At 54.0% G+C, this 23,174-nt stretch carries 18 protein-coding genes and 1 riboswitch; of the genes, 3 read left to right on the top strand and 15 right to left on the bottom strand.

Annotated elements, in window-relative coordinates:
• Positions 1–26: 26 nt before the first annotated feature.
• The 12 genes from ACESTR_RS12305 to ACESTR_RS12250 all read right to left on the bottom strand — a co-directional run bounded on the left by ACESTR_RS12305 (position 27) and on the right by ACESTR_RS12250 (position 14,211).
• A complete protein-coding gene (locus tag ACESTR_RS12305; RefSeq protein ID WP_007567602.1) occupies positions 27–2,117 on the bottom strand; it encodes a hypothetical protein in 2,091 nt (696 codons plus the stop codon).
• 14 nt (positions 2,118–2,131) lie between these two features.
• Positions 2,132–3,913, bottom strand: coding sequence for a PKD-like domain-containing protein (locus ACESTR_RS12300; RefSeq protein WP_004293827.1), 1,782 nt, complete (start codon positions 3,911–3,913; stop codon positions 2,132–2,134).
• Positions 3,914–3,977: 64 nt separating this feature from the next.
• A complete protein-coding gene (locus ACESTR_RS12295) occupies positions 3,978–4,895 on the bottom strand; it encodes a DUF4465 domain-containing protein (protein WP_004289228.1) in 918 nt (305 codons plus the stop codon).
• Between the two features lie 154 nt (positions 4,896–5,049).
• Positions 5,050–5,242, bottom strand: a riboswitch (cobalamin riboswitch).
• Between the two features lie 386 nt (positions 5,243–5,628).
• A complete protein-coding gene (locus ACESTR_RS12290; protein WP_004289226.1) occupies positions 5,629–5,958 on the bottom strand; it encodes a hypothetical protein in 330 nt (109 codons plus the stop codon).
• Positions 5,959–6,004: 46 nt separating this feature from the next.
• Positions 6,005–6,898: a phage integrase SAM-like domain-containing protein gene (locus tag ACESTR_RS12285; protein ID WP_130062817.1), complete on the bottom strand. Its 894-nt coding sequence runs from the start codon at positions 6,896–6,898 to the stop codon at positions 6,005–6,007.
• Between the two features lie 429 nt (positions 6,899–7,327).
• Positions 7,328–8,395, bottom strand: coding sequence for a site-specific integrase (locus tag ACESTR_RS12280; protein ID WP_014775999.1), 1,068 nt, complete (start codon positions 8,393–8,395; stop codon positions 7,328–7,330).
• 304 nt (positions 8,396–8,699) lie between these two features.
• Positions 8,700–8,891, bottom strand: coding sequence for a 30S ribosomal protein S21 (gene rpsU / locus ACESTR_RS12275; protein WP_009596091.1), 192 nt, complete (start codon positions 8,889–8,891; stop codon positions 8,700–8,702).
• 99 nt (positions 8,892–8,990) lie between these two features.
• Positions 8,991–10,046, bottom strand: coding sequence for a helix-hairpin-helix domain-containing protein (locus tag ACESTR_RS12270; RefSeq protein WP_227042436.1), 1,056 nt, complete (start codon positions 10,044–10,046; stop codon positions 8,991–8,993).
• A 41-nt stretch (positions 10,047–10,087) separates the two neighbouring features.
• Positions 10,088–11,893 (bottom strand): menaquinone biosynthesis decarboxylase, encoded by a 1,806-nt coding sequence (locus ACESTR_RS12265; protein ID WP_278714180.1) that lies wholly within the window; start codon positions 11,891–11,893, stop codon positions 10,088–10,090.
• A complete protein-coding gene (locus ACESTR_RS12260) occupies positions 11,874–12,689 on the bottom strand; it encodes an N-acetylmuramic acid 6-phosphate etherase (protein WP_130063693.1) in 816 nt (271 codons plus the stop codon). Before ACESTR_RS12260 ends, ACESTR_RS12265 begins: the two co-directional genes overlap by 20 nt.
• Positions 12,652–13,500: an ATPase gene (locus tag ACESTR_RS12255; RefSeq protein ID WP_278714179.1), complete on the bottom strand. Its 849-nt coding sequence runs from the start codon at positions 13,498–13,500 to the stop codon at positions 12,652–12,654. The genes ACESTR_RS12260 and ACESTR_RS12255 overlap by 38 nt, the downstream gene beginning before the upstream one ends.
• A 24-nt stretch (positions 13,501–13,524) precedes the next feature.
• Positions 13,525–14,211, bottom strand: coding sequence for a hypothetical protein (locus tag ACESTR_RS12250; RefSeq protein WP_278714178.1), 687 nt, complete (start codon positions 14,209–14,211; stop codon positions 13,525–13,527).
• A gap of 81 nt (positions 14,212–14,292) precedes the next feature.
• Here ACESTR_RS12250 and ACESTR_RS12245 point away from each other — a divergent pair, with 81 nt between their 5' ends.
• Positions 14,293–14,493: a hypothetical protein gene (locus ACESTR_RS12245; protein ID WP_278714177.1), complete on the top strand. Its 201-nt coding sequence runs from the start codon at positions 14,293–14,295 to the stop codon at positions 14,491–14,493.
• On the opposite strand, the gene ACESTR_RS12240 is transcribed toward ACESTR_RS12245, so the two are convergent.
• Both ACESTR_RS12240 and ACESTR_RS12235 read right to left on the bottom strand, forming a co-directional pair.
• Entirely contained in the window at positions 14,486–14,818 is a 333-nt protein-coding gene (locus ACESTR_RS12240; RefSeq protein WP_009596077.1) for a hypothetical protein, read from the bottom strand. The genes ACESTR_RS12245 and ACESTR_RS12240 overlap by 8 nt on opposite strands.
• 138 nt (positions 14,819–14,956) lie before the next feature.
• Positions 14,957–17,113, bottom strand: coding sequence for a glutamine synthetase III (locus tag ACESTR_RS12235; protein ID WP_278714218.1), 2,157 nt, complete (start codon positions 17,111–17,113; stop codon positions 14,957–14,959).
• A 606-nt stretch (positions 17,114–17,719) separates the two neighbouring features.
• Between ACESTR_RS12235 and ACESTR_RS12230 the strand changes: the two genes are divergently transcribed.
• Both ACESTR_RS12230 and scpA read left to right on the top strand, forming a co-directional pair.
• Positions 17,720–19,570, top strand: a complete 1,851-nt coding sequence (locus ACESTR_RS12230; RefSeq protein ID WP_279064305.1) for a methylmalonyl-CoA mutase family protein — start codon at positions 17,720–17,722, stop codon at positions 19,568–19,570.
• Positions 19,571–19,572: 2 nt separating this feature from the next.
• A complete protein-coding gene (gene scpA / locus ACESTR_RS12225) occupies positions 19,573–21,711 on the top strand; it encodes a methylmalonyl-CoA mutase (protein ID WP_302269625.1) in 2,139 nt (712 codons plus the stop codon).
• Positions 21,712–21,984: 273 nt separating this feature from the next.
• On the opposite strand, the gene ACESTR_RS12220 is transcribed toward scpA, so the two are convergent.
• A complete protein-coding gene (locus ACESTR_RS12220) occupies positions 21,985–23,127 on the bottom strand; it encodes an iron-containing alcohol dehydrogenase (RefSeq protein WP_302576346.1) in 1,143 nt (380 codons plus the stop codon).
• Positions 23,128–23,174: the final 47 nt, after the last annotated feature.

Below are 23,174 nucleotides of genomic sequence, written 5' to 3'. Positions count from 1 at the left end.
CGGGTACTCTGGTTAAGGTATAAGGTTTAATCCTGCTGCGTATATTGTTTGTCCTTCATATTTTGGAAGGTTGGGTTATACCCACATTTCGTCACGCTCCAACTTTCCCCCGTAATCATTCCGTTTTCTATAAACTTGCCGAAGAAAGTGTAGTCGGTAAATTTCGTCAAACCGTCAAAAACAACCCCATGCAAGGTCTCCAACTTCTCCATGGAAAGTGTTTCCTGAGAAAGAGAAGTCGCACTTTTTATCTGTAGCGTACCATCTATAGTCTGTAATTTATCACAAGTAATGCCTGTTGCTTTATTAACGAACAACCCTTCACCTCCTACGTGAAGCAATTCCGGAATATCCAGCGATTTACTTTGTAAAGATATTGCTAACGAACCCTCTCCCTCTTTATAATATACAGGAGAAGCTGAACAACAAACTTTGGATAGTAAGGGCAAGTTACAACTGGTAAAATTTCCAGATAAATAGAACTGTCCTCCCACTTCTTTCAAGACTGGCATTGTGATTGAAGCAAACATGGGTATTTGGATATATCCATATCCATCTATGATTTCCAAGTCGGGAAATTTGGCATTGCTTCGCATTTGGCCTGTCACATTTAGATTTCCATATACATGTTGAATTGTCGATATGGTATAATCGATATTGTTGGTGGTTGGCTTACAAGTGAAGTCTTTGATATTCTTGAACGTGATTTCAGGGAACTTATTATTCGTGAGACTGGTGATGACAAAATTTACATTTGACAAATCTTCGGCTGTTTCAATTTTGGAGAGCTGCACCTTGTTTATAATTTCAATCTGGGGCGCTGTTTCTCCGAAGGTTTCAAATCGGGCGTTCGGCAACAGCAGTGTTCCGCTCACATCTTCAAGATAATCCAGCGTGATGCTTCCAAGTGTGGTGATCTTGCTCCAGTCGGGAAGTTGTTTGAGTGCCGTGAAATTCTTTATCTTTATCTGTCCCTTTATCGTTGTCAGTTTGTCCATTCCACCGAAAGCCTGAAGCACGTCATTTCGTTGGGGAACAAAACTACCGGTAGGAGGAGCTTCCATATTGGCTTCCATAATAATACTTCCGTTTACTGTTTCGATTTCCGGAAGGTTGATGGTTTCCAACATCACGGGGACGGTATGGAAATCAAGGCCACCGGTCTCTTTCAGCTTAAGGAAGCTCATGGAAGTCAGCTTGGCAAGATTGTTTACGGACAAGACCCCTCCGACACTTGTCAGTTCCGGTATTTCCAAAGACGCAATCGAACCGGCTGCTGTGTTCTCTTCATTGAGTCCTTGAAGATTCAGATCCTGACCTACAGTAGTCAGAACCGGAAACTCAAAACTCTGTAACGACGACGCATTGAACATCACGCTTCCTTCAATAGTTGCCAGTTTCTCGAATAGGACATACGTCACTTGGTCGTTATATACCGATATGTCTCCGGAGAGCGTTTCCAATGCTTTCATGGAAATCATGTGAAGTTCCGTAGCTTTCGAGGCGACATCGGTCGAACCTACCTGTAAACCTCCGGCAGAAACGATATTATCCAACCCTGTCAAGTCTGCACCGTTGTAACTGTTACGAATGACAATGTTGCCAGTAACCTCTTTCAAAGATGCCAATGCAGATATGTCAGTGATTTTTTCTGCCTCTTCCGCATCAGAGCCGATAATCAGGTTCCCTTTGACAACGGTTGTTTTGGTTGCGGCAAAAGAAGCTACCTCCTCGGTGGTCTTCAACTCCACATCTCCGTCAGATTCTATCTCGCTTTTCACGACCTTATAGGTATATTCGCGGGCATCTCCGTTATAGGATGTCACCCGGAAGGTTCGTTCGTTATCCCAGTCCGTTACCGTTTCAGGATCAGGTATGATTGTTGCAGAAGTTGTGTACTTGAATTCCACTTCGGCGTTGTTCAGCGATACCGTATAGGGAACGGTTATTGTTACTGTATTGTCCGTAATGTCGGCCGTGTACGATTTCCCGTCCACGGTCATCACGACCGATGTGATGAAATTTTCATCTGCATCTTCAGGTATAATTTCATCGTTTTTGTCACACGCTCCCAAAAAGAACAAGGATAGGAGCATGGGAAGAAAATAAATTTTCATACTTGTAATTTTTATTATTTGGTTAGATCCTCAAAAGAAAATACCTCCGTAGAAACTTCGCCCAGCCAGCCGCTTTTGGCCAGAACACCGCATTGTATTTTGATAAAGTCAATATATTGCAGATTGGCTTCCGTTCCATCGGCATGGATGGCATTGGAAATTTTGAAACCGTTCCTTTGTCCGCTTCCATCCACCGTACTGCCGCCTTCTATCTGGTCGTTTCCGAAATTATCCACGTACCCCCAGTCATAACTCTGATTATCCCAATAACCGGTTTGAGAATCTTGGGTGTTGCGGGCGGCCAGACAAGTGCCTGTCAGGGTATAACTGTTTTCCGAAATCCAAGCCGGATAATAATAGTCTTGTGTATGATAAGCGGACAGATAGTCTACCCAGCCGTTTCTACCGTCGGAACTGATCCATTGGACATCCATTTTTTTGCCTTCCGGACGGTAATAGGTCACTTCAAAATTCTGTATTGTTTCTTCCTTGCCTGCTTCAGATCCTTTCAGTTCGTACCACTCGTCATCCGGCAATCCGTTTCCGTTTATATCTTGCATGACCCATACGATACCCGGTTCGGAACTGCCGTCAAAGGCGTTCCCCTGAACACAGAAATCATATTGGTTACCCGAATTGGGAATACTGTGGTCGAAGCCGACGATGATATAACCCCCGAAAGAACCTAAAGAGACGTGCAGTTTGTCTTTCAAACGCTGTGTTGCCCATGCGACAGCCGCTTCAGGGGATGTTTCGTTGCCGGTCATACCGCCTATCGTGCTCGTCTCGTTGATAAATTGGCCGGGAGCTGGGGTATATTCATAGACTTTATTCCAGAGCTTGGAACTTCCCGAAGCCCGGAAGCCGTCTTGTTCCTTTTTGTCCACACAAACGACTTTTACGGTGGCAGTGACAGCCGTTTTCCCTTTGTCGATATTCCTGCTTATTTTTTCCGTCGGTGTGTCTTCCGACACAGTACAGGAGACGGTGTATTCTCCGGGTGCGGACGGCGTGAACTTGAACATGCGTTCCACTTCTCCTTCCATGACCTGACCGTCCACACTCCACTCAAAACGGGGATTGTCGAAATACTCCAACAACGGACGCAGGAAAACAGGACGGTCGGCAAAAGTGTACCTGTCCGTGGATGTTTGCAGGTAAGACGGGGTCGGGAATTTGACAACGTAGGGCATCGTTTCCACGACCTCTACGCTTACGTCTTTCGTTGTTGTCCCATCTATATTGGAAGCGTTGATTGTCACCGTATAAACACCGAGTTCTTTTTCATTGAAAGTATAAGTATTCTCGGTGGAAACGATTTTTCCTTCCCGTACCCATTCGATTTTGAACCCTTCGACATCCGAATGCTGAATATCGGGAGTAAATGTGTAATCGGTATTCCGGACGACTTTTAGCCCCTGCGAAGGTAGTGCCAGTGAGATGACCGGAGGGGTGAGTTCTTTCACTTCTACTTTCAGTTCCTCTTCGGCATAGCCTTCCGCATTGTCTACTCTTAGTTTGACATAAAAATCCCCGCATTCATTCCATGTACGTTGAAGAGACGGACCCGAAGAAACCAGCGTACCGTCTATCGTCCAAGCAAAAAGAGCATCTTCAACATTCTGGTATGTCGGGGCGATAGTCAATTCGTGATCGACCTTGACCGTGTAAATACCGGTCTCGCTGTCAAGTTCTATTATAGGTTGTCCTCCTACTTCTTCGGTAATGACTTCATCCTTGTTGCAGGAGGTGAACAGCATACAGGCAGAAATAATAAAATAGTGAAAACGATGCATGATGTGTGGATTTTAGAAAAATAACAGGGATACCCCCGACAGAAGGGATATCCTTGTATTCTTTTTATTGTATGGTGATATCATCAATACAGATATAAGCCGGAGTATTCAAACCGTATGCTCCCGAATCCGAACCCTCGAAGTTGAATTTCACACTTTGCACCCCTTCGGCATTGATTTCCCAATAATCCCATGTCGTGATAGGATCAACCTGTTGTTGGCCGTTACGATAATCGGCTAAAAGACGTTTGTAAGTGCGGATCAGACCGCCATTCGCATCATAACATTCCAGATTCACTTGGAAATACCCTTTCATCTCTTTCAGAGGAGTCGCTACCCCCGTAGAACCGAACTGATTACCATAAGTAATGACACCATAAGTGTATGAGGTGTTGCAGATCCACAGGCCGACCAATTTCCGGGGAACATTGAAATAAAATTCTGGTTTAGCCATCCATGCCTGATTGTAAGCATCCACATATCCGTAAACGACACCGAAATTGGAACCGCTGTGCCCGGCTTCCTTATTCTGTCCTTCCGCTTCCACCGCAGTGTTATAGACAGAACATTGGTTTAGATAAGAATACCACCAGTCTCCGGTATTTCCCGACTGATTGGAGCGGATGTTCCAGTTGGAAAGTGCGATGCCGCCGCTGGAATACTCTGTGCTTCCACCTACAGTATTAAACATTGAAAGGAAGAGATATTCTTCCGGAGTATTGTCGTAAATGGTGGTTACTTGAGGATACCCTTGGTACGAATAAAGATTTTCTCCGGCCGAGGTAGGTCCTGCTAACATGCCGGGATCGAAATCATCGAAAGTGATAGTTAAAGTACCGTCCGAATTTGTCACAGCACGGGTTTGCGAAGTTCCGGAATCAACCGGGTCCATCAAAAAGTCATCGTCCGAGCTACAGCCAGAGAACAAGGCGGTTGCGGTAAATAGACAGGCACCTGCCAGAAAGCGTAATTTTCTTTTCATAGGTCACTCATTTTAATGTAAAACATATTATTAACAAACACAAAAAATTCCCGTTCGTGCGGACTTACACGAACGGGAATATGTCTGTCTTCAAATATTGAATGGCCGATGAGCTATTCCTTATTTGATTACGACCCGTATATCCCGCAGGTGTAAATCTCATTCCGGTCATGGCAGGTCTTCTGACTCGTCCCGGTCATCGTGCCTTCCCGGTATTACACCAGTGGCAAAAGTTCGATGTCCGTTTTTGTGGACTCACAGCAGCGGGTACTGTCCCGGATTTTCACCGGGTTCCCTTTTCATTCGGAAGGCGTAAACCTCCCGAAACCATTTCCCGACTGCAAAATTATCTATATTACATATCAATTCCAAATAATTCATAATATTTATAATAAAACACACAAAGCATGACAACCGTACTGTTTTAATTAGAGCATTCAAGTTTACGACAAACGAAGACGGTAATTATCATACACAATATCCATAAACCAACAAAACAGCTTGCCATTTTCCATAACAATGCGTTCTGGAATAGATAACTGTTAGCTGCAATTATGCAAGCAAAAAAAGCAGACAGAATAATGACTATTAATATCATGCACCAGAAATTAATCCTATAAATTTATGGAAAACAAGTAAGGGAATGGAAGTTCCGTTGCCGCATGGATGCAGGTGAAGGACCTTCTCTTTTAACCTTGGATACGCCAATGCACGCCAACGGAAGACTCTGATATTATCTGTTTGGAAAGGATATAGGATGTGCGTTACTTTGTCGCATATTCAGAATCTTAAAAAGAATTTTAGTATGGAACTGACAATTATTGAAACAAGCGCGTATTAGGAGTTGAGAAAGCTGGTCAGCACGCTGGTCGTACAGATGGGCGACTTCCAGAAAAAGATTGCCCCGCCTGCGCCGGACAAGTGAATGGATGCGCAGGACGTATGTGATGGACTTATGCCCAAACACTTTCTGAAGAGTTTCCAGCAGCATCCCCTTGAGTATGGCCAGAACGGCAAATGCGTGGCGTCCGATGTGCGGGGTGACCTCGCCCCGGAGTTGCATTTCCTGCCTATGATTCCAAGACTGAGCCGCATGGCATTGTATTCACCTACCGGAAAGACACATTCGGGGAGTCTTTCTTTTCATCCGTACCCCTATATTTTTCAATCAGTTCGATAGCAATGGGCAATAATTTTACGACATACGCCACTCCCGTTTTTATACGGTTGCCCATCAGCCATGTACCGCCGTCGGAGTCGGTATGGATATTATCGTATGTTATGGCTTTCAAGTCCACATAGGAAAGACCGGTGAAGCACATGAACAGGAACATGTCGCGCATGGCACGCTGGCGTTTGTATCTCGGTTCTATATGGATTATCCTTTGCAGTTCCTCTTCGGAAAGGAAAGAACGCCTCTTGTATTCGGGCATACACTCGAATGATGCGAACGGATGAACCCGTATCCAGCCTTTTTCCTGCGCGATATACATCAGCCACTTCAAGGTATTGACACGCCCGAAGACAGTGGAGTTTGCCAAAGCGCATGTACCGAGCATCCAGTTGTAGTAATCCTCGATGAATGATTTCTCAAGTTCTTCGATGACAATATCCTCTGCATTCTTCTTGCTTTTCATGAAAAGCAGGAGACTCTTGTAATCGGCAACCAGACCGCAGTAGGTGCTTTCGGCTTTCTCTATGCCGATTTTCTTTTTATACGGTTCCAGCTGTTCCCTGAAAAGGTTCATAAGGGTGTGGCATTCCTCTGAGAAGCCGACATAGCGGTTATAGACTTTCTTGGCTGTAACAAAACTGTCGTGGTCGCAGACGTACTGGTAGTGCCTGGTGATTTGCGCCTTGATATTGTCAAGCTCCTGATTGAGTGTACGGGCCTCCTCGGACTTGCCTTTGGCCCGGTTGGTTTTGACGTCCCACAAAGCGAGGGACACTTCTTTCTTACAACTGAAACCGGCTTGGGTTCCATTGATGGTGATACGGCCCATAATCGGTGTCTTTCCGTTTTTTACAGACTGTTTATTCTCAAAACACTTAGCTATACATGGTCTGCGATAAGCTAAGAGAGATTCCCCTTACACAAAAGCATGGCATCTCCTTGTCGTATCTCGCCTTTATACTTTTATGTATAGTAGTCTACCGGATCGAATGAACAAGACCTATCCCATACATAAACCAATTTAGACTGCTATGTTATTTTTGAGGAAGAAGATGGAATGAGACCAGATACCCTCTTTAAGGCTGACTGTAAGTCGATTAAATGTAGAAAAAGATTGCTTTTGTCACAAGTAAAGTGTATATTTGCATTGAAAGAATCGTTCTTTGACAGAGGCAAAAGAAAACAGAATATTGTAATTCGCTCGTTTCTAAATCGTTACCTGATATTAATTAAACAGAAATAACTGTTTAATTTTCAATTAGATAGAGATTGTATGATGTTTCGCCACGTGCATTGTCGGATTGAATGACAATCCAGCATGTCTGGCAACATGCCGCAAGGACATGTTCATCGTCTTATAGTAGCGTTTGATCGGAAAGACCTTATTACCTTCCAGATGCAGATTTTTATAACGGTCGTAGATCATTTCAGCAACGGGAAGGAGTTTGACACGGAATTGTGTACCTGTCTTTTGCCGCTTGTCGATGATCCAATAATCCCCATTGTCGTCTGTATGAATATCGGCATGGGTCAGCTTTGCTACGTCCGAATGGCTCAGGCCCGTAAAAGCGCAGAAGACGAAGGCATCCCGGTTAATGCCCGTTCGGTAGTTAGGAAGTTCGACGTCCATCACGGCCTGCAATTCCGAAGCGGATAAATAGCGCCGTTCGGCGTATTTAGGCCTGACATGGAACCCTGCAAAAGGATCGACGAGAATCCAGCCGTTCTTATAGGCCGTATAGGTCATCAGACGCAGTTTCTTGACTCCGGCACAGATCGTCCCGGAAGCAAGACCCTTTACCGTGGAGAGGTAGACGACGAACTTTTCGATAAACTCCCGCTTCAGCTCTTTGAACGGAATGTCCTTTACATGGTATTCGTATTCGAGGAAAGCGGCAAGACGCCTGCGACGCAGACAGTAATCCTCATAGGTGGAATAAGCGCGGTCTTTGCCCACACGCTTGCGGAACTCCGCAAGATATTCGTCGAAGGTCTGTAACAGCAGGCGGCAATCATCGCCCATACCGAGGAAGGCGTTGCGGACCTTTTCGGCCGTTATGTATGAATCCCGGTCGCAGAGACGCTGATACTGTTTGCCGATATTGGTCTTGATATTCTCCAATTTCTCGTTGATGCGCTGCGATTCGAGACTTTTGCCGGAAGCTTTGTTGGCTTTGGCATCCCAGAGGGAGGAACGGACGGTGAGTTTGCAGCTGAATTGCGACATCGTGCCGTTGATGGTGATACGGCCCATGACGGGAACCTGACCCGATTTTTCGGACTGCCTTTTCACATAGAAAAGGACTTTGAAAGTGCTGCGTTGCATAATAACTTGAACTTTGAGGATTTGTTAAACGTTAAGTCAAGTTATTTGTTATGCGGAAATTCGATGCAATAAACTGAAAACTACTGCCTTAAATGCAAATCAAAGCATTTCGGGCAGGTAACGGATAAGTAACACAACTCACCGTTAAACCTGCCCGATTTTGCTTTTTTATTGCTCGGAGCATATGCAGAAGAGAGAATTAAATACTTGCAAACAAGATATTTACTCTTTTCTGCACTTTCTCTTACCTACAAACCCCCGGCCTTTGATGGCCGGGGCGTATATGGTGCAGAACACCGGAGGACTAGTCCTCGTCGCGGTACATGTTCTCCACGTAAATGGCGTGCTGCTTCGCCACGCGCTTCGCGATCGAAGGCTTGGTGAAGTACTGGCGGCGGCGTAACTCCTTCAGGACGCCCGTGCGCTCGTATTTACGTTTGAACTTCTTCAGGGCGCGCTCGATGTTTTCGCCCTCTTTTACCGGCATGATAATCATAATATTCTACTTTTTATTGTTTTTTTAATTCTTTCGTTTACTTAAAATCCTCCGGGACGCATATCTTCCGATACCTTTTCCCTTGCAATGTCGCTTCGTCTACTCGTCGTCAGGTCCGCTTCGGGGGCCGAACCGCAGATAGGGAACCAGCCGTGCTGCCTCCTCGCGGGTCATTATGTCGTCTTCGATCAATTCCTCTGCGGTACTCCAACCTCCTTTCAACTGTCTTCGTTTAAGTAATTTCCGAAGGGTCTGCGGCGGAATGTACGGATGCCGGCCCAACTCTTTCGGGGTTGCAAAGTTAATATCAATTTTCCGAATTTCACAACTATCGCAGTAAATTTGTTTCAAAATTTTCTCATAATTGCGTTCCGTGACTCCCGGAACCTCTGCGAGTTGCTCCGCACGGAGGAATCCGCCGAGCCGGTCGCGGTAGCCGATAATCGAGACGACGGTCTTCTCGCCGATGCCCGCCACACTCCTCAGCGCGGCAGAATCGGCCGTGTTGATCTCGACGGGAACGTCGATCGGTTCCGCTTTGCGTTCGGGGAAGATGACGTAAGGTTCGAGCGCCGATGCGACCGAATCGCTCACCACATAGCACGCCCGCAGCTCTTCCATGTCGTAAATGCCGCTCAGGTCGCGCCATCGGACAAAGGCTTCGGCCTGCCGTTTCGACAATGCGCCGATGGCCCGCAGGTAACGCGCGCTCACCGTGTCGATGCGGAACGGCGCGGGCGGCATCGGCTCGGAGACGACGCGCCCCGTACGGTATTCCTGCGGAGCGATGGCATACTTGCGTCCGATGCGTATGTAGGGCTCCAGCCGGTAAAAGAGCGAATCGCTGATGCCGTAACAGAGCATCACATCTTCGGGAATACGGAAAATCTTGCCTGCGGCGCGGTATTTCAGCAGGCTCACGGCTTCGTGTTTCGTAAGCCCCAGCCGCCGCAGGCCGTCGTAATCCACGGTGTTCGGATCGAACGGCCGCATGACGACCGTATCGGCCCGCTCCTCCATTTCGGCTTCGACCCGCAGGGCCGCCGCGGGATCGGCCTTCGGACGCACGAGGACGATGCCGAGGACCAGCAACCCGGCCAGCGGCAGAAAAACCGCCACGGCCCGAATCTCACGTTCTGTAAAAAACTTTCCCATATGCAGAGACTATTTACATACCGTCCGGCAAAGGCCGGAACCTACCACTGCGCACCGCCGGAGAGCAGCAGGCGGCGGTAACGCCGCGAAGGCGATTCCACGAAAGCGCCCAGCCCGTACTCCGTCCAGCGGCGATCGACCAGCCCGACGGTCGCTTCCGACGCCGTCACGACGTTGGGAAACCGCGCCGGATTGCCGCCCTCGCCGGGCCGTTTGCTTCGCGCGTCGATCACGAGCGTCGCCCCCTCCGTCCGCACGTCGCGCCGCGGATCGGTATTGGCCGCCGCGAGCCACAACAGCTCTTCGGGCATCAGCTCCGCCGCCGCGGGGTCGAACAGCACGAAATATCGCACCCCCTCAGGGGTTCGAACCCCGGCCCCCGGTTCGGCGAAGGCAAGCGCCGCGCCCCACTTTTCGAGCAGATCGGTGCGGCAGCCCTCCGGCAGCCGCGGCGCGGATTGCGCAGAAGACGCCGAGTCCGGCGCAAGGCCGGCCGCCGTGGCGTCTATTGCAATTTTACCGCCGAAGCCGGGCGTCGCCGTAGCATGGTCCAGCACATCGAGGATTCCCTCGCTGCGAACGAGGTCGCGCACGGGGTCGATCCGCCGCAACAGCCGCGCCAGCGCATCGAAATCGCGCACGTCGGTACCCGACGGCACGACGAGCAGGTATTTGTTGAACATCATCTGTCCCGCGCCCCACAACGACTGGGCGACTTTCACGGCCTGCCCCTCGTAACGGCGGTCGATCGAAACGACGGCGACGTTGTGGGCCGTACCGGCTTCGGGCATCGTCAGGTCGCGGACTTCGGGCTGCAGGGCCATGCGGATCGGAGCGAGAAAGATCCGCTCCGTCGCGCGGGCGATCCATGCGTCCTCCTGCGGCGGAATGCCGACGACCGTAGCCGGATAAACCGCATCGCGTCGGCGGGTCAGGGCCGTGACATGGAAAAGCGGATAGCGGTCTTCGAGCGAATAGAAGCCCGTATGGTCCCCGAAAGGCCCCTCGACCGCCTTCTCTTCGGCCGGATCGACATAGCCCTCGATCACGAAGTCGCAGTCGGCCGGAACATAGATATCGTTGGTAACGCACTTCACGAGTTTCACCGGACGGCGGCGCAGGAACCCGGCCAGCAGGTATTCGTCCATGTTGTCAGGCATCGGAGCCGTCGCGGCGTAGGTATAGACGGGATCGCCGCCCAGCGCGACCGAAACGGGCATCCGGCGGCCCAGACGCTTGTAGGCGTCGTAATGGCGCGCTCCGGTCTTGTGAACATGCCAGTGCATACCCGTCGTACGGTCGTCGAAGACCTGCATGCGGTACATGCCGACGTTGCGCACGCCCGTTTCGGGATCGACCGTATTGACCATCGGCAGGGTCACGAAGCGGCCTCCGTCCGCAGGCCAGCATTTGAGGACCGGAAGCGCGGAGAGCGCCGCCTCGGCCCCGGTCAGCACGACCTGCTGGCATGCGCCCCGGCCCGACACGGTCCGGGGAAACCAGCGCGCCATCTGGGCCAGCATCGGCAGGGCGCGCAGTTTGTCTGAGAGCGAATTGCGCGGCGCGGCCGCCTGCTTCAGCAGTCCGTCGATACGCTCCGAAAGTTCATCGAGCGCCCCGACGCCGAGCGCCAGCGCCATGCGGTGTTCGGAGCCGAACAGATTCGTCAGCACGGGAAACGCCGTGCCGGTATTTTCGAACAGCAGCGCCTTGCCGCCGCCCGGCGTCTTGGAGATGCGGTCGGTAATCTCGGCGATCTCCTCGACGGGCGATACGGGCGCCCCGATCCGGATCAGTTCACCCTCGCGCTCCAGCCGCGCGATATATTCATTCAGACTCCGGTACATGCTCCAATGCTTTTTTTACCGATCCGTAACGCAGCAGCAGTTCGCGGGCCCGCGTCTGGTCCAGCCCCGAAGCTTCGGCCACCATGCGCGTGCCGCGGGCCACGAGTTTGTCGTTCGTGAGCTGCATATTGACCATGCGGTTGCCCTCGACGCGGCCCAGTCGGATCATCACGGCGGTCGAGAGCATGTTGAGCATCAGCTTCTGGGCCGTGCCCGCCTTCATGCGGGTCGAGCCGGTCACGAATTCGGGACCGACAACCGCTTCGAGCGCATACTCCGCTTCGGCCGCCACGGGCGAGGCGGGATTGCAGGTTATGGAACCTGTAAGCAGTCCGTGTTTCCGCGCCGTGCGCAGGCCGCCGATCACATAAGGCGTCGTTCCCGATGCGGCGATGCCGATCAGCACGTCCTTCCCGGTCGGGGCGTAAGGCGCCATATCGCGCCACGCACCTTCCATGTCGTCCTCGGCATGCTCCACGGCCCGCCGCAAAGCCCCGTCGCCCCCGGCGATCAGGCCGATGACCCGGTCGAACGGCACACCGTAGGTCGGGGGCAGTTCCGAAGCGTCGGTGACGGCCAGCCGCCCGCTCGTGCCCGCACCGATATAAAACATGCGCCCGCCGCACTCCATGCGCTCGACGATGCGTTCGACCAAACGTTCCATCACCGGAATCGTCGTCCGCACGGCTTCATGCACGCGCGCGTCTTCGCGGTTGATACCCGTCAGGATGTCGTGCACCGACATCCGCTGTAAATCGTCATAGGCCGAAGCCTGTTCGGTTATTCTGTTTTCCATAATGATATTCTGTCAATCCGGCCGCCGGAGAGCGGACGATCGTCACCACCTCGCGGCCGCAGCGCGTCAGCGTTTCGCGCAGCAAATCCCCGAAAGCGGCCGCAACGCCGCCCACACACGCCACGGGCAGATGGACGGGATAACCGCTCAGGTTGCGCTCGGCGAAATCGGCGAAGCTCCTCTCGACCATGTCCCTGATATCGGGGCGGTCCAGATGCGCATGGACGAACGGCGCGAACGACGCCAGGAAACGGTTGGCGTAAGGTTCCCGGTAAACCCGGCGGATGATCTCCTCGTAAGTCAGTCCGTGCGCCGCGAGAAACTCGCCGCGCAGGGAAATATGCCCTTTGAAGATGCCGTTCACGAGGTTGCGCCCCAACGTCGCACCGCTGCCCTCGTCGCCGAGAACGTAGCCCAGCGGCGGTACGTTTTCCACGATTTCGCCGCCGCGGCACCAGCACGAATTGGAACCCGTGCCGAGGATGCAGGCCACGCCTTCGCCCCGGCCGAACAACGCCCGCGCCGCCCCCAGCAGGTCCGATTCGGCTTCGATACGCGCCGCGCCGAAATGTTCACCGAACTCCCGGACCATCTTCGCCGTCGCGTCGGGAAACGTATGTCCGCACCCTGCACCGTAAAAATAGACGGCTTCGGCCCCGCCGCAGGGCGGAAGTTCCGCAAGAGCTTCGCGTATCTGCTCCGGCGAGTGCTGCACGGCGTTGATTCCCCGCGTGCGCACCTCCCGGATATGCACGCCGTCGGTGAGCAGCCAGGTGCATTTGGTCGATCCGCTGTCGGCAATAATTTTCATACTATACTGTTTCTTCTCAATTCATCAGAACCGCCAGCCGCATGTAAGCGAAAATCCGGCGTCCGTAAGCCACGGCGTCACATCGGTCGGCGCACCGAGTTTGACGGGCGACACCGAAAATTCGGAGGGCGCGAGCAGGATCGTCGGTGAAAATTTCAGTTCAAACCCCTTCGTCACCCGCAGAATCCACGCACATTCTACATTGAAGTAAGGCAACACCTTATCTTTATCCATATCCTTTTCGCCGTCCACATCCCGGATCATCCGGTGATATCCCGCCCCGATACCAGCTCCGAAACGCAGAAAAAGCCTGCCTTTCACCACCGGAAGCCGGTAATAGGCCATTGCATCCAGTTTGTAAATATCCTGTGCCACCGTATTGCGGTAAGGGTCAGGTCCACGGCCGCTCCAGTCGTAATCCATCAAACTTCCCAGATGCCACCGGGCCGAAAAATCCGCACCCCAATAAAAATTTCCTTTCAGTTGGCGGCTGTACTCCACCTTCACGCCGGCAGTCGCCTGGTTATGCGCCGTAATCCCCGACGCGGCCGTCACAAAGAGGTTGTTCTCTTTCGAATCGAGCCGGTACCGTTCGATACGCGCCGCTGTTTTTGCGTTCCGCGTCCGATCTGCTGCCGACAGCGGGCCTTGGGCATATGCTGCTGCGGTGACGCATACCGTCAGCAATGCCGTTCCTATTTTTCGCTTCATTCACAAGTGGGTTCTTCGTCCGCAACATACGGTCAAAAACAAAAGTAAAAAAATAAATGCAGAAAAACAATTACCCACATTATGAAATCACGATTCCGCATCAAGTGCGGCATCAGCCAAAGCATCGTCCGGCATCACCGTTTCCCGACACCCTCCGGGCACCGCACACCAATCCGTTATCCGACCGTGATATTCAGCACGCACTCGTCAGCGCCCCGCAGGATCGACGCGCGGACTTCCACCCCGAATTTCCGATCCGGCCAGAGTTCGGACATCACGTAAAGCAGCTTTGCCGCGAACATTCGCACAACATCGGCGTATTCACGCACCCCGCACGGTGCAGGGCACAGGAACAGGCCTCGAAACAGAGGTTGTACTCCCGTCCCGCACACACGATTTCGCCGCGAACGCCGTCCAGTTCGTCTATTTTCACAAAAAACCGGTCCAAATCCCCCTCCGCCGCCTCGAACAGACTGCGGTAGAGTCCGAACGGTCCTCCATGCACGCAGTTTACAGCGCACGCACGGAACAGCACCTCCCGCTGCTGCGGCTGCAAATCGGCAATTCCCTGCTCGAATCCGCGAAACCAACTCTTCAAATACTCCATACTTAATATTATAATCAATCCGGCGGCCGCACACTATTCGCAGCCTCCGGGGAAGCAAAGATAAAGAAATAATCCGGGCGGCAAGCCCGGATTATCGCACAATACGTCAATACTATTTACTATTTACTATGGAGCGCATCAGCGCAGGAAAAGCAACTCGCGGTACTTGGGCAGCGGCCACATCTGGTCGTCCACGATCTCCTCCAGCTTGTCGATATGGCGGCGGATCTCGTCGAAGAAAACCGACACCGTATCGTGGTAGGCGATCGCCTTTTCGCGCATCTGCTCGATCTTGTTGGCCTTCTTGCGCGCGTCGATCATTTCGCCCGTAAGACGCTGAATCTCCGCCGTATGATACTGAATCTTCTTGATCAGCGCAATGTCGGCCGAAGCGTTCAGTCCCGGAATCTGCGACATCTTGTAGACCTTGTCCAGCAGCAGGGCTTCGTATTTCGACGCGATAGGCACGATATGGTTCATCGCCAGATCGCCCAGCACGCGGCCTTCGATCTGAATCTTCTTGGTGTAGGTCTCCCACTTCACCTCGGTGCGGGCCTCCAGCTCGACATCGGTGAAAACGCCCATCGAACCGAACATTTCGAGGGTCGCCTTGTCGAGGTAACGCTCGAAAATCAGCGGCGTCGAGGTCTCGCAGTCCAGACCGCGCTTCTTCGCCTCGGCCTTCCACTCGTCGGAATAGCCGTTGCCGTCGAAACGCACCGCCTTGCAGGCCTTGATCATCTGTTTCAGCACCTCGTAAATGGCCTTCTCCTTCTTCATGCCGGCTTCGATCTTGGCGTCCACCTTTTTGCGGAACTCCGTCAGCTCGTAGGCCATCGCCGTGTTGAGCACGATCATCGCTTCGGCGCAGTTGTCCGACGAACCCACGGCGCGGAACTCGAAGCGGTTGCCCGTAAAGGCGAACGGCGAAGTGCGGTTGCGGTCGGTGTTGTCGAGCAGCAGCGTCGGGATGTGCGAGATACCGCTCATCTTGAAGACGTTCTTGGCGTCGAAACGGATCGCGTCGTCGCCCTTGCTGGCGGCCAGTTTGTCGAGTACGGCCGAAACCTGCGTGCCGAGGAAGGTAGAGATGATGGCCGGAGGCGCTTCGTTGGCGCCCAGACGGTGGGCGTTCGTGGCGCTCATGATCGAGGCTTTCAGCAGGCCGTTGAACTTGTAGACCGCGGAGATGGCATTCACGAGGAAGGCGATGAACTGCAGGTTCTCCGAAGCGGTCTTGCCCGGTCCGAACAGATTCACGCCCGTGTCGGTGCCCAGCGACCAGTTGTTGTGCTTGCCCGAACCGTTGATGCCCTTGAAGGGCTTTTCGTGCAGCAGGACGCGGAACCGGTGACGGCGGGCGATCTTGTCCATCACGGTCATCAGCAACTGGTTATGGTCGTTGGCGAGGTTGGCCTCCTCGTAGACCGGAGCCAGCTCGAACTGATTGGGCGCCACCTCGTTATGACGGGTTTTGACTGGAATGCCCAGTTTCAGGCATTCGTATTCGAGGTCTTTCATGAATGCCATCACGCGGGTCGGGATCGCACCGAAATAGTGGTCCTCCAGCTGCTGGTTCTTGGCCGACTCGTGGCCCATGAGCGTACGGCCCGTGAGCATCAGGTCGGGACGCACGGCCCACAGGCTTTCGTCCACAAGGAAATACTCCTGTTCCCAGCCCAGATACGACACGACCCGCTGCACGTTCTTATCGAAGTAGCGGCACACCTCCGTCGCAGCCTTGTTCACGGCCGTGATCGAACGCAGCAGGGGCACCTTGTAATCGAGCGCCTCGCCCGTATAGGCGATGAAGACGGTCGGGATGCAGAGCGTCGTATCGACGATGAACGCCGGCGACGTCGGGTCCCACGCCGAATAGCCGCGGGCCTCGAACGTATTGCGGATGCCACCGTTGGGGAACGACGAGGCGTCCGGCTCCTGCTGCACGAGCAGCTTGCCGGAGAACTCCTCCAGCACCGAACCGCAGCCGTCGGGATCGGCAAAGGCGTCGTGCTTCTCTGCCGTACCGCCCGTCAAGGGCTGGAACCAGTGCGTGTAGTGGTCCGCGCCGTGCTCCAGCGCCCACTGCCGCATGCCCGCCGCGATGCTGTCGGCGACCTCGCGCGTCAGGCGCGTGCCGTTTTCCATCGTATCGACCAACGCTTCGTAAGTCGCCTTGTTCAGGTACTTGCGCATGGCGGCGCGCCCGAACACCTTCTTGCCGAAATAGTCCGACGGACGTCCTTCGGGGGCATTAACCTCGACGGCGGTGTGGTTTATAGCCGCATCGACCATCTTGAATCTGAGTAATGATGACATAATCAACCGAATTGGATTAGCGTTCCGAAAAACATACGGGCAGGGGAGAAACCGAAATAATTGCTAAACTAAAACCTAACCTGAAATTCAACGGACAACTGCCTCGCGGCAGGCTCTCTCCGACCTAACCAACCGGAGGCTTCTCCCCCGCCGCCGTATGTATTGTTATCTGGTTGCAAATGTAATTATTTTTCCGTTACGTTGTTTTTACAAAAAACGGCTATTTTTCGAAAAACACCGATTTTTTTCAACATTTTCCGAAAAACAAGGCCATTTTTCAGCAACAAGCTCGAATTTTCACGCCATTTTCCGGAAAATTACCTCAATTTTTCACCGAAATCCCCAAAAAATGCGATTTCTGGAATTTCCGCAAAACAGAAGCAATAAAGAACATATTTCAACTATTTCACCTCCGAGGAAATCAACCGTTCAGCCCGCTGGCGAAAGTAAACGAAATGCACCACATTATAAAAAGAAATTATACAGTGTTATTTTATTAACAATTTCTTGTTTCAATCATTAATAATTTTGTACCTTTACAAGCAATTTTGAAACAACACTTATACTAATCTCTAAATAGTTATGGCAAATACCAAACGTGAAAAGCTGTTCACCGAATTCCCGCCGGTCCCGACCGAGAAGTGGGAGGAAGTGATTACGGCCGACCTGAAAGGTGCTGATTACGAGCGCAAACTGGTATGGAAAACGGGCGAAGGATTCAACGTCCGTCCCTACTACCGCGCCGAGAACCTCGAAGGCATCAAGTTTCTGGGCTCGCAGGCAGGCGAGTTCCCTTACGTACGGGGTACACGCGCACACAACCGCTGGCGCGTACATCAGACCGTAAGCGTCGTATGCCCCAAGGAGGCAAACGCCGAGGCGCTGAAGATCCTCAACGCAGGCGTCGATTCGCTCGGCTTCTGCATCGCGTCGGAGGCTTTCACCGCCGCCGACCTCGACACGCTGCTTGGCGAGATCTGCATTCCGGCCGTCCAGCTGACCTTCTGCGGTCAGAAAACGGCTGACGTAGCCGAACTCGTACTGGCGAAGATCGAAAAAGAGGGCATCGCCAAAGAGGATGTCCGCATCGCGTTCTGCATCGACCCGCTGGTCAAGGGCCTCTCGACCAAAGGCGACTTCTGCTCGCCCAACGGCGAGAAGTGCTTCGCCCGCGTCGCAGAGCTGATCCGCAAGACCAAAGAGTACAAGCACATCCGCGTGGTGACCGTATCAGGTCAAATCTTCGGCAACTCCGGTTCGACCATCGTCGAGGAGCTGGCCTTCGTCCTTTCGGCAGGACATGACTACCTCGTACGCCTGACGGACGCGGGGCTGACGATCGAGGAAGCCGCACGCAAGCTGCGCTTCTCGTTCTCGGTAAGCTCCAACTACTTCATGGAGATCGCAAAATTCCGCGCGGCGCGCATGCTGTGGGCCAACATCGTCAAGGGCTACAATCCCGAAAAGAACTGCGCCTGCAAGATGCAGATCCACGCCGAGACGTCGAAGTGGAACCAGACCGTATACGACCCCTATGTAAACATGCTGCGCGGCACGACCGAAGCCATGTCGGCCGCAATCGGCGGCGTATATTCGCTGGAGGTTACGCCCTTCGACGCATCGTTCGAAAACCCGACCGAGTTCTCGAAGCGCATCGCCCGCAACGTCGAACTGCTGCTCAAGCACGAGTCGCACTTCGATCAGGTGGTAGACCCGGCCGGCGGTTCGTACTACATCGAGAACCTCACGCAGTCGATCGCCGCCGAGGCGTGGAAGCTCTTCCTCGAAATCGAGGAGAAGGGCGGCTACACCGAAGCTTACAAGGCAGGTTTCATCGCCGAGCGCATCAAAGCGTCGGCCGCAGCCAAGGACAAGAACATCGCAACGCGCCGCCAGATACTGCTCGGCGCCAACCAGTATCCCAACTTTACGGAGGTCGCCGGCAAGGAGATCACCGCCGAGTCCGTTACGCGCAAGCAGGCCGAGGGCAACGTGCTCGTTCCCTACCGCGGCGCCATGGCGTTCGAGGAGATGCGCCTGCATGTCGATCGCAGCGGCAAGGAGCCGAAGGCATTCATGCTGACGTGCGGCAATCTGGGCATGGCCCGCGCCCGCTCGCAGTTCTCGTGCAACTTCTTCGCATGCGCCGGCATCAAGGTGATCGACAACACCTACTTCAAGTCGATCGAAGAGGGCGTGAAAGCCGCGCTGGAGTCGAAAGCCCAGATCGTCGTGGTCTGCGCCAGCGACGACGACTATGCCGAGGCCGCTCCCAAAATCAAGGAGCTGCTCGGCGGCAAGGCGATCCTCGTGGTTGCCGGAGCGCCCGCCTGCGCACCCGAACTCGAAGCGCAGGGCATCACCAACTTCATCAACGTGAAGTCGAACGTCTTGGAAACACTTAAGTTCTACCTTAAAGAGATGGGAATCTAATCATGAGAGCTAAATTTTCAGAACTGACATATGACGCAGGCCAGCAGAAGAGCTGCTGCGCCTCGAAAGGCTGCGGACAGGTCGAGCCGTGGCTGACGGCCGAACGCATTCCCGTCAAGGGCGCCTATACGGCCGAAGACCTCGAAGGCATGGAGCACCTGAACTACGCGGCAGGTATCGCCCCCTTCCTGCGCGGTCCCTACTCGACGATGTACGTGATGCGTCCGTGGACCATCCGCCAGTATGCGGGTTTCTCGACCGCCGAGGAGTCCAACGCATTCTACCGCCGCAACCTCGCCGCAGGCCAGAAGGGTCTGTCGGTGGCGTTCGACTTGGCGACGCACCGCGGTTACGACGCCGATCACCCGCGCGTGGTGGGCGACGTGGGCAAGGCCGGCGTGTCGATCTGCTCGGTCGAGGACATGAAGGTGCTTTTCAACGGCATTCCGCTCGACAAGATGTCGGTGTCTATGACCATGAACGGCGCCGTGCTGCCCGTGCTGGCCTTCTACATCGTAGCCGGACTGGAGCAGGGCTGCACACTCGACCAGCTGGCCGGTACGATCCAGAACGACATCCTCAAGGAGTTCATGGTGCGCAACACCTATATTTATCCCCCTAAGTTCTCGATGCGCATCATCGCCGACATCTTCGAGTACACCTCGAAGAACATGCCCAAGTTCAACTCGATCTCGATTTCGGGTTATCACATGCAGGAGGCGGGCGCAACGGCCGACATCGAGCTGGCCTACACGCTGGCCGACGGTCTGGAGTACCTGCGCGCAGGTATCAACGCCGGCATGTCGGTGGACGCCTTCGCACCGCGCCTGTCGTTCTTCTGGGCCATCGGCATGAACCACTTCATGGAGATCGCCAAGATGCGCGCCGCGCGTATGCTGTGGGCCAAGATCGTGAAGCAGTTCGATCCCAAGAACCCCAAATCGCTGGCCCTGCGTACCCACTCGCAGACTTCGGGCTGGTCGCTCACCGAGCAGGACCCGTTCAACAACGTGGCCCGTACGGCCATCGAAGCCATGGGCGCCGCACTGGGACACACCCAGTCGCTGCACACCAACGCCCTCGACGAGGCGATCGCCCTGCCGACCGACTTCTCGGCGCGTATTGCGCGTAACACGCAGATTTACATTCAGGAGGAGACCAACGTCTGCCGCGAGGTTGACCCGTGGGCAGGTTCGTACTACGTCGAATCGCTGACGCAGGAGATCGCCGACAAGGCTTGGGAGCGTATTCAGGAGGTCGAGAAGCTGGGCGGCATGGCCAAGGCTATCGAGACCGGCATTCCGAAGATGCGTATCGAGGAGGCAGCGGCCCGCAAGCAGGCCCGCATCGACTCCGGCACCGAGAAGATCATCGGCGTGAACGAATACCGTCTGGAAAAAGAGGCTCCGATCGACATCCTCGCAGTGGACAACACCGCCGTACGCGAGAGCCAGATCAAGCGTCTGAAGGAGTTGCGCGCCAACCGCGACGAAGCCGCCGTGAAGAAGGCGCTGGCCGCGATCACCGAGTGCGTGAAGACCAAGCAGGGCAACCTGCTGGAGCTGGCCGTCGAGGCCGCCAAGGTCCGCGCTTCGCTGGGCGAGATCTCCGATGCCTGCGAAGTCGTCGTAGGCCGCTACAAAGCAGTTATCCGTTCCATCTCAGGTGTATACAGTTCAGAAGTGAAAAACGACAAACAGTTCGAGCGCGCCAAGGAGTTGTGCGCCGAGTTCGCCAAGAAAGAGGGCCGTCAGCCGCGCGTCATGATCGCCAAGCTCGGTCAGGACGGCCACGACCGCGGTGCCAAGGTAGTTGCCACGGGTTACGCCGACATCGGCTTCGACGTCGATATGGGCCCGCTGTTCCAGACTCCCGAAGAGGCCGCCAAGCAGGCCGTCGAGAACGACGTGCATGTAGTGGGCGTCTCGTCGCTGGCCGCAGGCCACCTGACCCTCGTGCCGCAGATCATCGCAGAGCTGAAGAAGCTCGGCCGCGAAGACATCATCGTCATCGTCGGCGGCGTGATCCCCGCACAGGACTACGACCAGCTGTATAAGGACGGCGCCGCCGCCATCTTCGGCCCCGGTACGCCGATCGCCACCGCAGCTATCAAGATACTCGAAATTCTGCTCGCCGACTAAAGCGACTGAAAGCAATAGCGATACCCTCCGGTTTCCCGGAGGGTATTTTTTATCCGTTCGGGGAAAAGAGCGGAAAGGCGGACTATGACGAAATTCCCTGCTTTCGCAAAAACCGACCGATTTACACGAAGCGCACCTCCGAAAACAAAAGGAGCTGTCTAACAAGTCCGATTTTTAGAATTTCACCCCCGTCAGATAAAACTCTGGCAGGGGTGATTTCCAATTTCGGGGACTTGTCAGACAGCCCCTCTGCTTAAATCCGGTGCGAACGGCCTACATGCACGCTTCGAGTATCCGGCGCGCCGCGGCGCCGTCTACATTCTGCGCTTCGCCGTACTTGACGCCGGAGGCATTGAAGCGGCGTTCGATCTCCGCGATCGTCGTTTCGCCGATCCCCTCCTCCGAAAGCCGGGTCGAAAGCCCCAGCGAACGGAAGAATTTTTCGGTGGCTTCGAGCGTACGGTCGATGCGCTCCTCTTCCGAACCGTCGGCAATGCCCCAGATCCGTTCGCCGTATTGGAGCAGTTTTCCGCGCTTCTGCTCCCGGAGCACGCGCAGGGTGCCATTGATGACAATCGCCAGCGTCGCACCGTGTGTCAGTCCGTGCAGGGCCGTCAGCTCGTGACCGATCATATGCGTCGCCCAGTCCTGCGACACGCCCATGCGGATCATGTCGTTCAGCGCCAGCGTCGCCCCCAGCATATATTCCGACATCACGGCATAATCATGCTGGTTCTCCCGGATTTTCGGAGCGATTTCGATCACCGTATGCAGGATGCCCTCGGCCCAGCGGTCCATCAGGCGCGACTGGCCGGGCGTGGTCATATACTGTTCCAGCACATGTACGAAGGTATCGGAGAGCCCGCAGGCGATCTGCCGCTGCGGCAGCGAGTAGAGGGTTTCGGGATCGAGAATCGAGAAGACCGGATAATCGCCGTAAAAGGCGTACTTCTCCTTGGTTTCCTGACGCGAAATGACCGAACCCGAATTCATCTCCGACCCCGTGGCCGACATCGTGAGGACGGTGCCCAGCGGAACGGTTTTATCCGCCTGTCCCTTGAGCACGATATCCCACGGATCGCCGTCGTAGAGCAGGCCCGCAGCGATGAGTTTCGTACCGTCGATGACCGATCCGCCGCCCACGGCCAGCAGGAAGTCGGAACCGTTCTCACGGCCCAAAGCCACGGCCTCGCGGACCGTCTCGACGGAGGGATTGGGTTCGATGCCCCAGAACTCGACCCAGTCGCGCCCTTCGAGCGCCTTCACGACCTGATCGTAAACCCTGTTGCGGCGCACGCTGCCGCCGCCGAAGGTAATCATGATCTTCTTGTCGGCAGGGATCAGTTTGCCGAGTCTGGCGATCTGTCCTTTGCCGAAAACCAGTTTCGTAGGATTGTGATAAATGAAATTATTCATAACGGTATGCGATAAGTTTCAATACGACTCCTAAATATACGCAAAAA

It is taken from the genome of Alistipes sp. DJF_B185, from assembly GCF_964250025.1.
In the GTDB taxonomy this organism is placed as follows: Bacteria; Bacteroidota; Bacteroidia; order Bacteroidales; family Rikenellaceae; genus Alistipes; species Alistipes finegoldii.
The sequence above is the reverse complement of the archived record's forward strand: the minus strand, read 5'-3'. Positions and strand labels throughout refer to the sequence as shown.

Excerpts from the sequence above, each read along its gene's own strand:
- ACESTR_RS12300 (WP_004293827.1), bottom strand. The coding sequence starts at position 3,913 with ATGCATCGTTTTCACTATTTTATTATTTCTGCCTGTATGCTGTTCACC.
- ACESTR_RS12255 (WP_278714179.1), bottom strand. The coding sequence starts at position 13,500 with ATGAAAATTATTGCCGACAGCGGATCGACCAAATGCACCTGGCTGCTC.
- ACESTR_RS12290 (WP_004289226.1), bottom strand. The coding sequence starts at position 5,958 with ATGCAACTCCGGGGCGAGGTCACCCCGCACATCGGACGCCACGCATTT.
- ACESTR_RS12285 (WP_130062817.1), bottom strand. The coding sequence starts at position 6,898 with ATGGGCCGTATCACCATCAATGGAACCCAAGCCGGTTTCAGTTGTAAG.
- ACESTR_RS12305 (WP_007567602.1), bottom strand. The coding sequence starts at position 2,117 with ATGAAAATTTATTTTCTTCCCATGCTCCTATCCTTGTTCTTTTTGGGA.
- ACESTR_RS12240 (WP_009596077.1), bottom strand. The coding sequence starts at position 14,818 with ATGGAGTATTTGAAGAGTTGGTTTCGCGGATTCGAGCAGGGAATTGCC.
- scpA (WP_302269625.1), top strand. The coding sequence starts at position 19,573 with ATGAGAGCTAAATTTTCAGAACTGACATATGACGCAGGCCAGCAGAAG.
- ACESTR_RS12220 (WP_302576346.1), bottom strand. The coding sequence starts at position 23,127 with ATGAATAATTTCATTTATCACAATCCTACGAAACTGGTTTTCGGCAAA.
- ACESTR_RS12245 (WP_278714177.1), top strand. The coding sequence starts at position 14,293 with ATGAAATCACGATTCCGCATCAAGTGCGGCATCAGCCAAAGCATCGTC.
- ACESTR_RS12265 (WP_278714180.1), bottom strand. The coding sequence starts at position 11,893 with ATGTACCGGAGTCTGAATGAATATATCGCGCGGCTGGAGCGCGAGGGT.
- ACESTR_RS12235 (WP_278714218.1), bottom strand. The coding sequence starts at position 17,113 with ATGGTCGATGCGGCTATAAACCACACCGCCGTCGAGGTTAATGCCCCC.
- ACESTR_RS12280 (WP_014775999.1), bottom strand. The coding sequence starts at position 8,395 with ATGCAACGCAGCACTTTCAAAGTCCTTTTCTATGTGAAAAGGCAGTCC.
- ACESTR_RS12250 (WP_278714178.1), bottom strand. The coding sequence starts at position 14,211 with ATGAAGCGAAAAATAGGAACGGCATTGCTGACGGTATGCGTCACCGCA.
- ACESTR_RS12295 (WP_004289228.1), bottom strand. The coding sequence starts at position 4,895 with ATGAAAAGAAAATTACGCTTTCTGGCAGGTGCCTGTCTATTTACCGCA.
- ACESTR_RS12260 (WP_130063693.1), bottom strand. The coding sequence starts at position 12,689 with ATGGAAAACAGAATAACCGAACAGGCTTCGGCCTATGACGATTTACAG.
- ACESTR_RS12230 (WP_279064305.1), top strand. The coding sequence starts at position 17,720 with ATGGCAAATACCAAACGTGAAAAGCTGTTCACCGAATTCCCGCCGGTC.
- ACESTR_RS12270 (WP_227042436.1), bottom strand. The coding sequence starts at position 10,046 with ATGGGAAAGTTTTTTACAGAACGTGAGATTCGGGCCGTGGCGGTTTTT.
- rpsU (WP_009596091.1), bottom strand. The coding sequence starts at position 8,891 with ATGATTATCATGCCGGTAAAAGAGGGCGAAAACATCGAGCGCGCCCTG.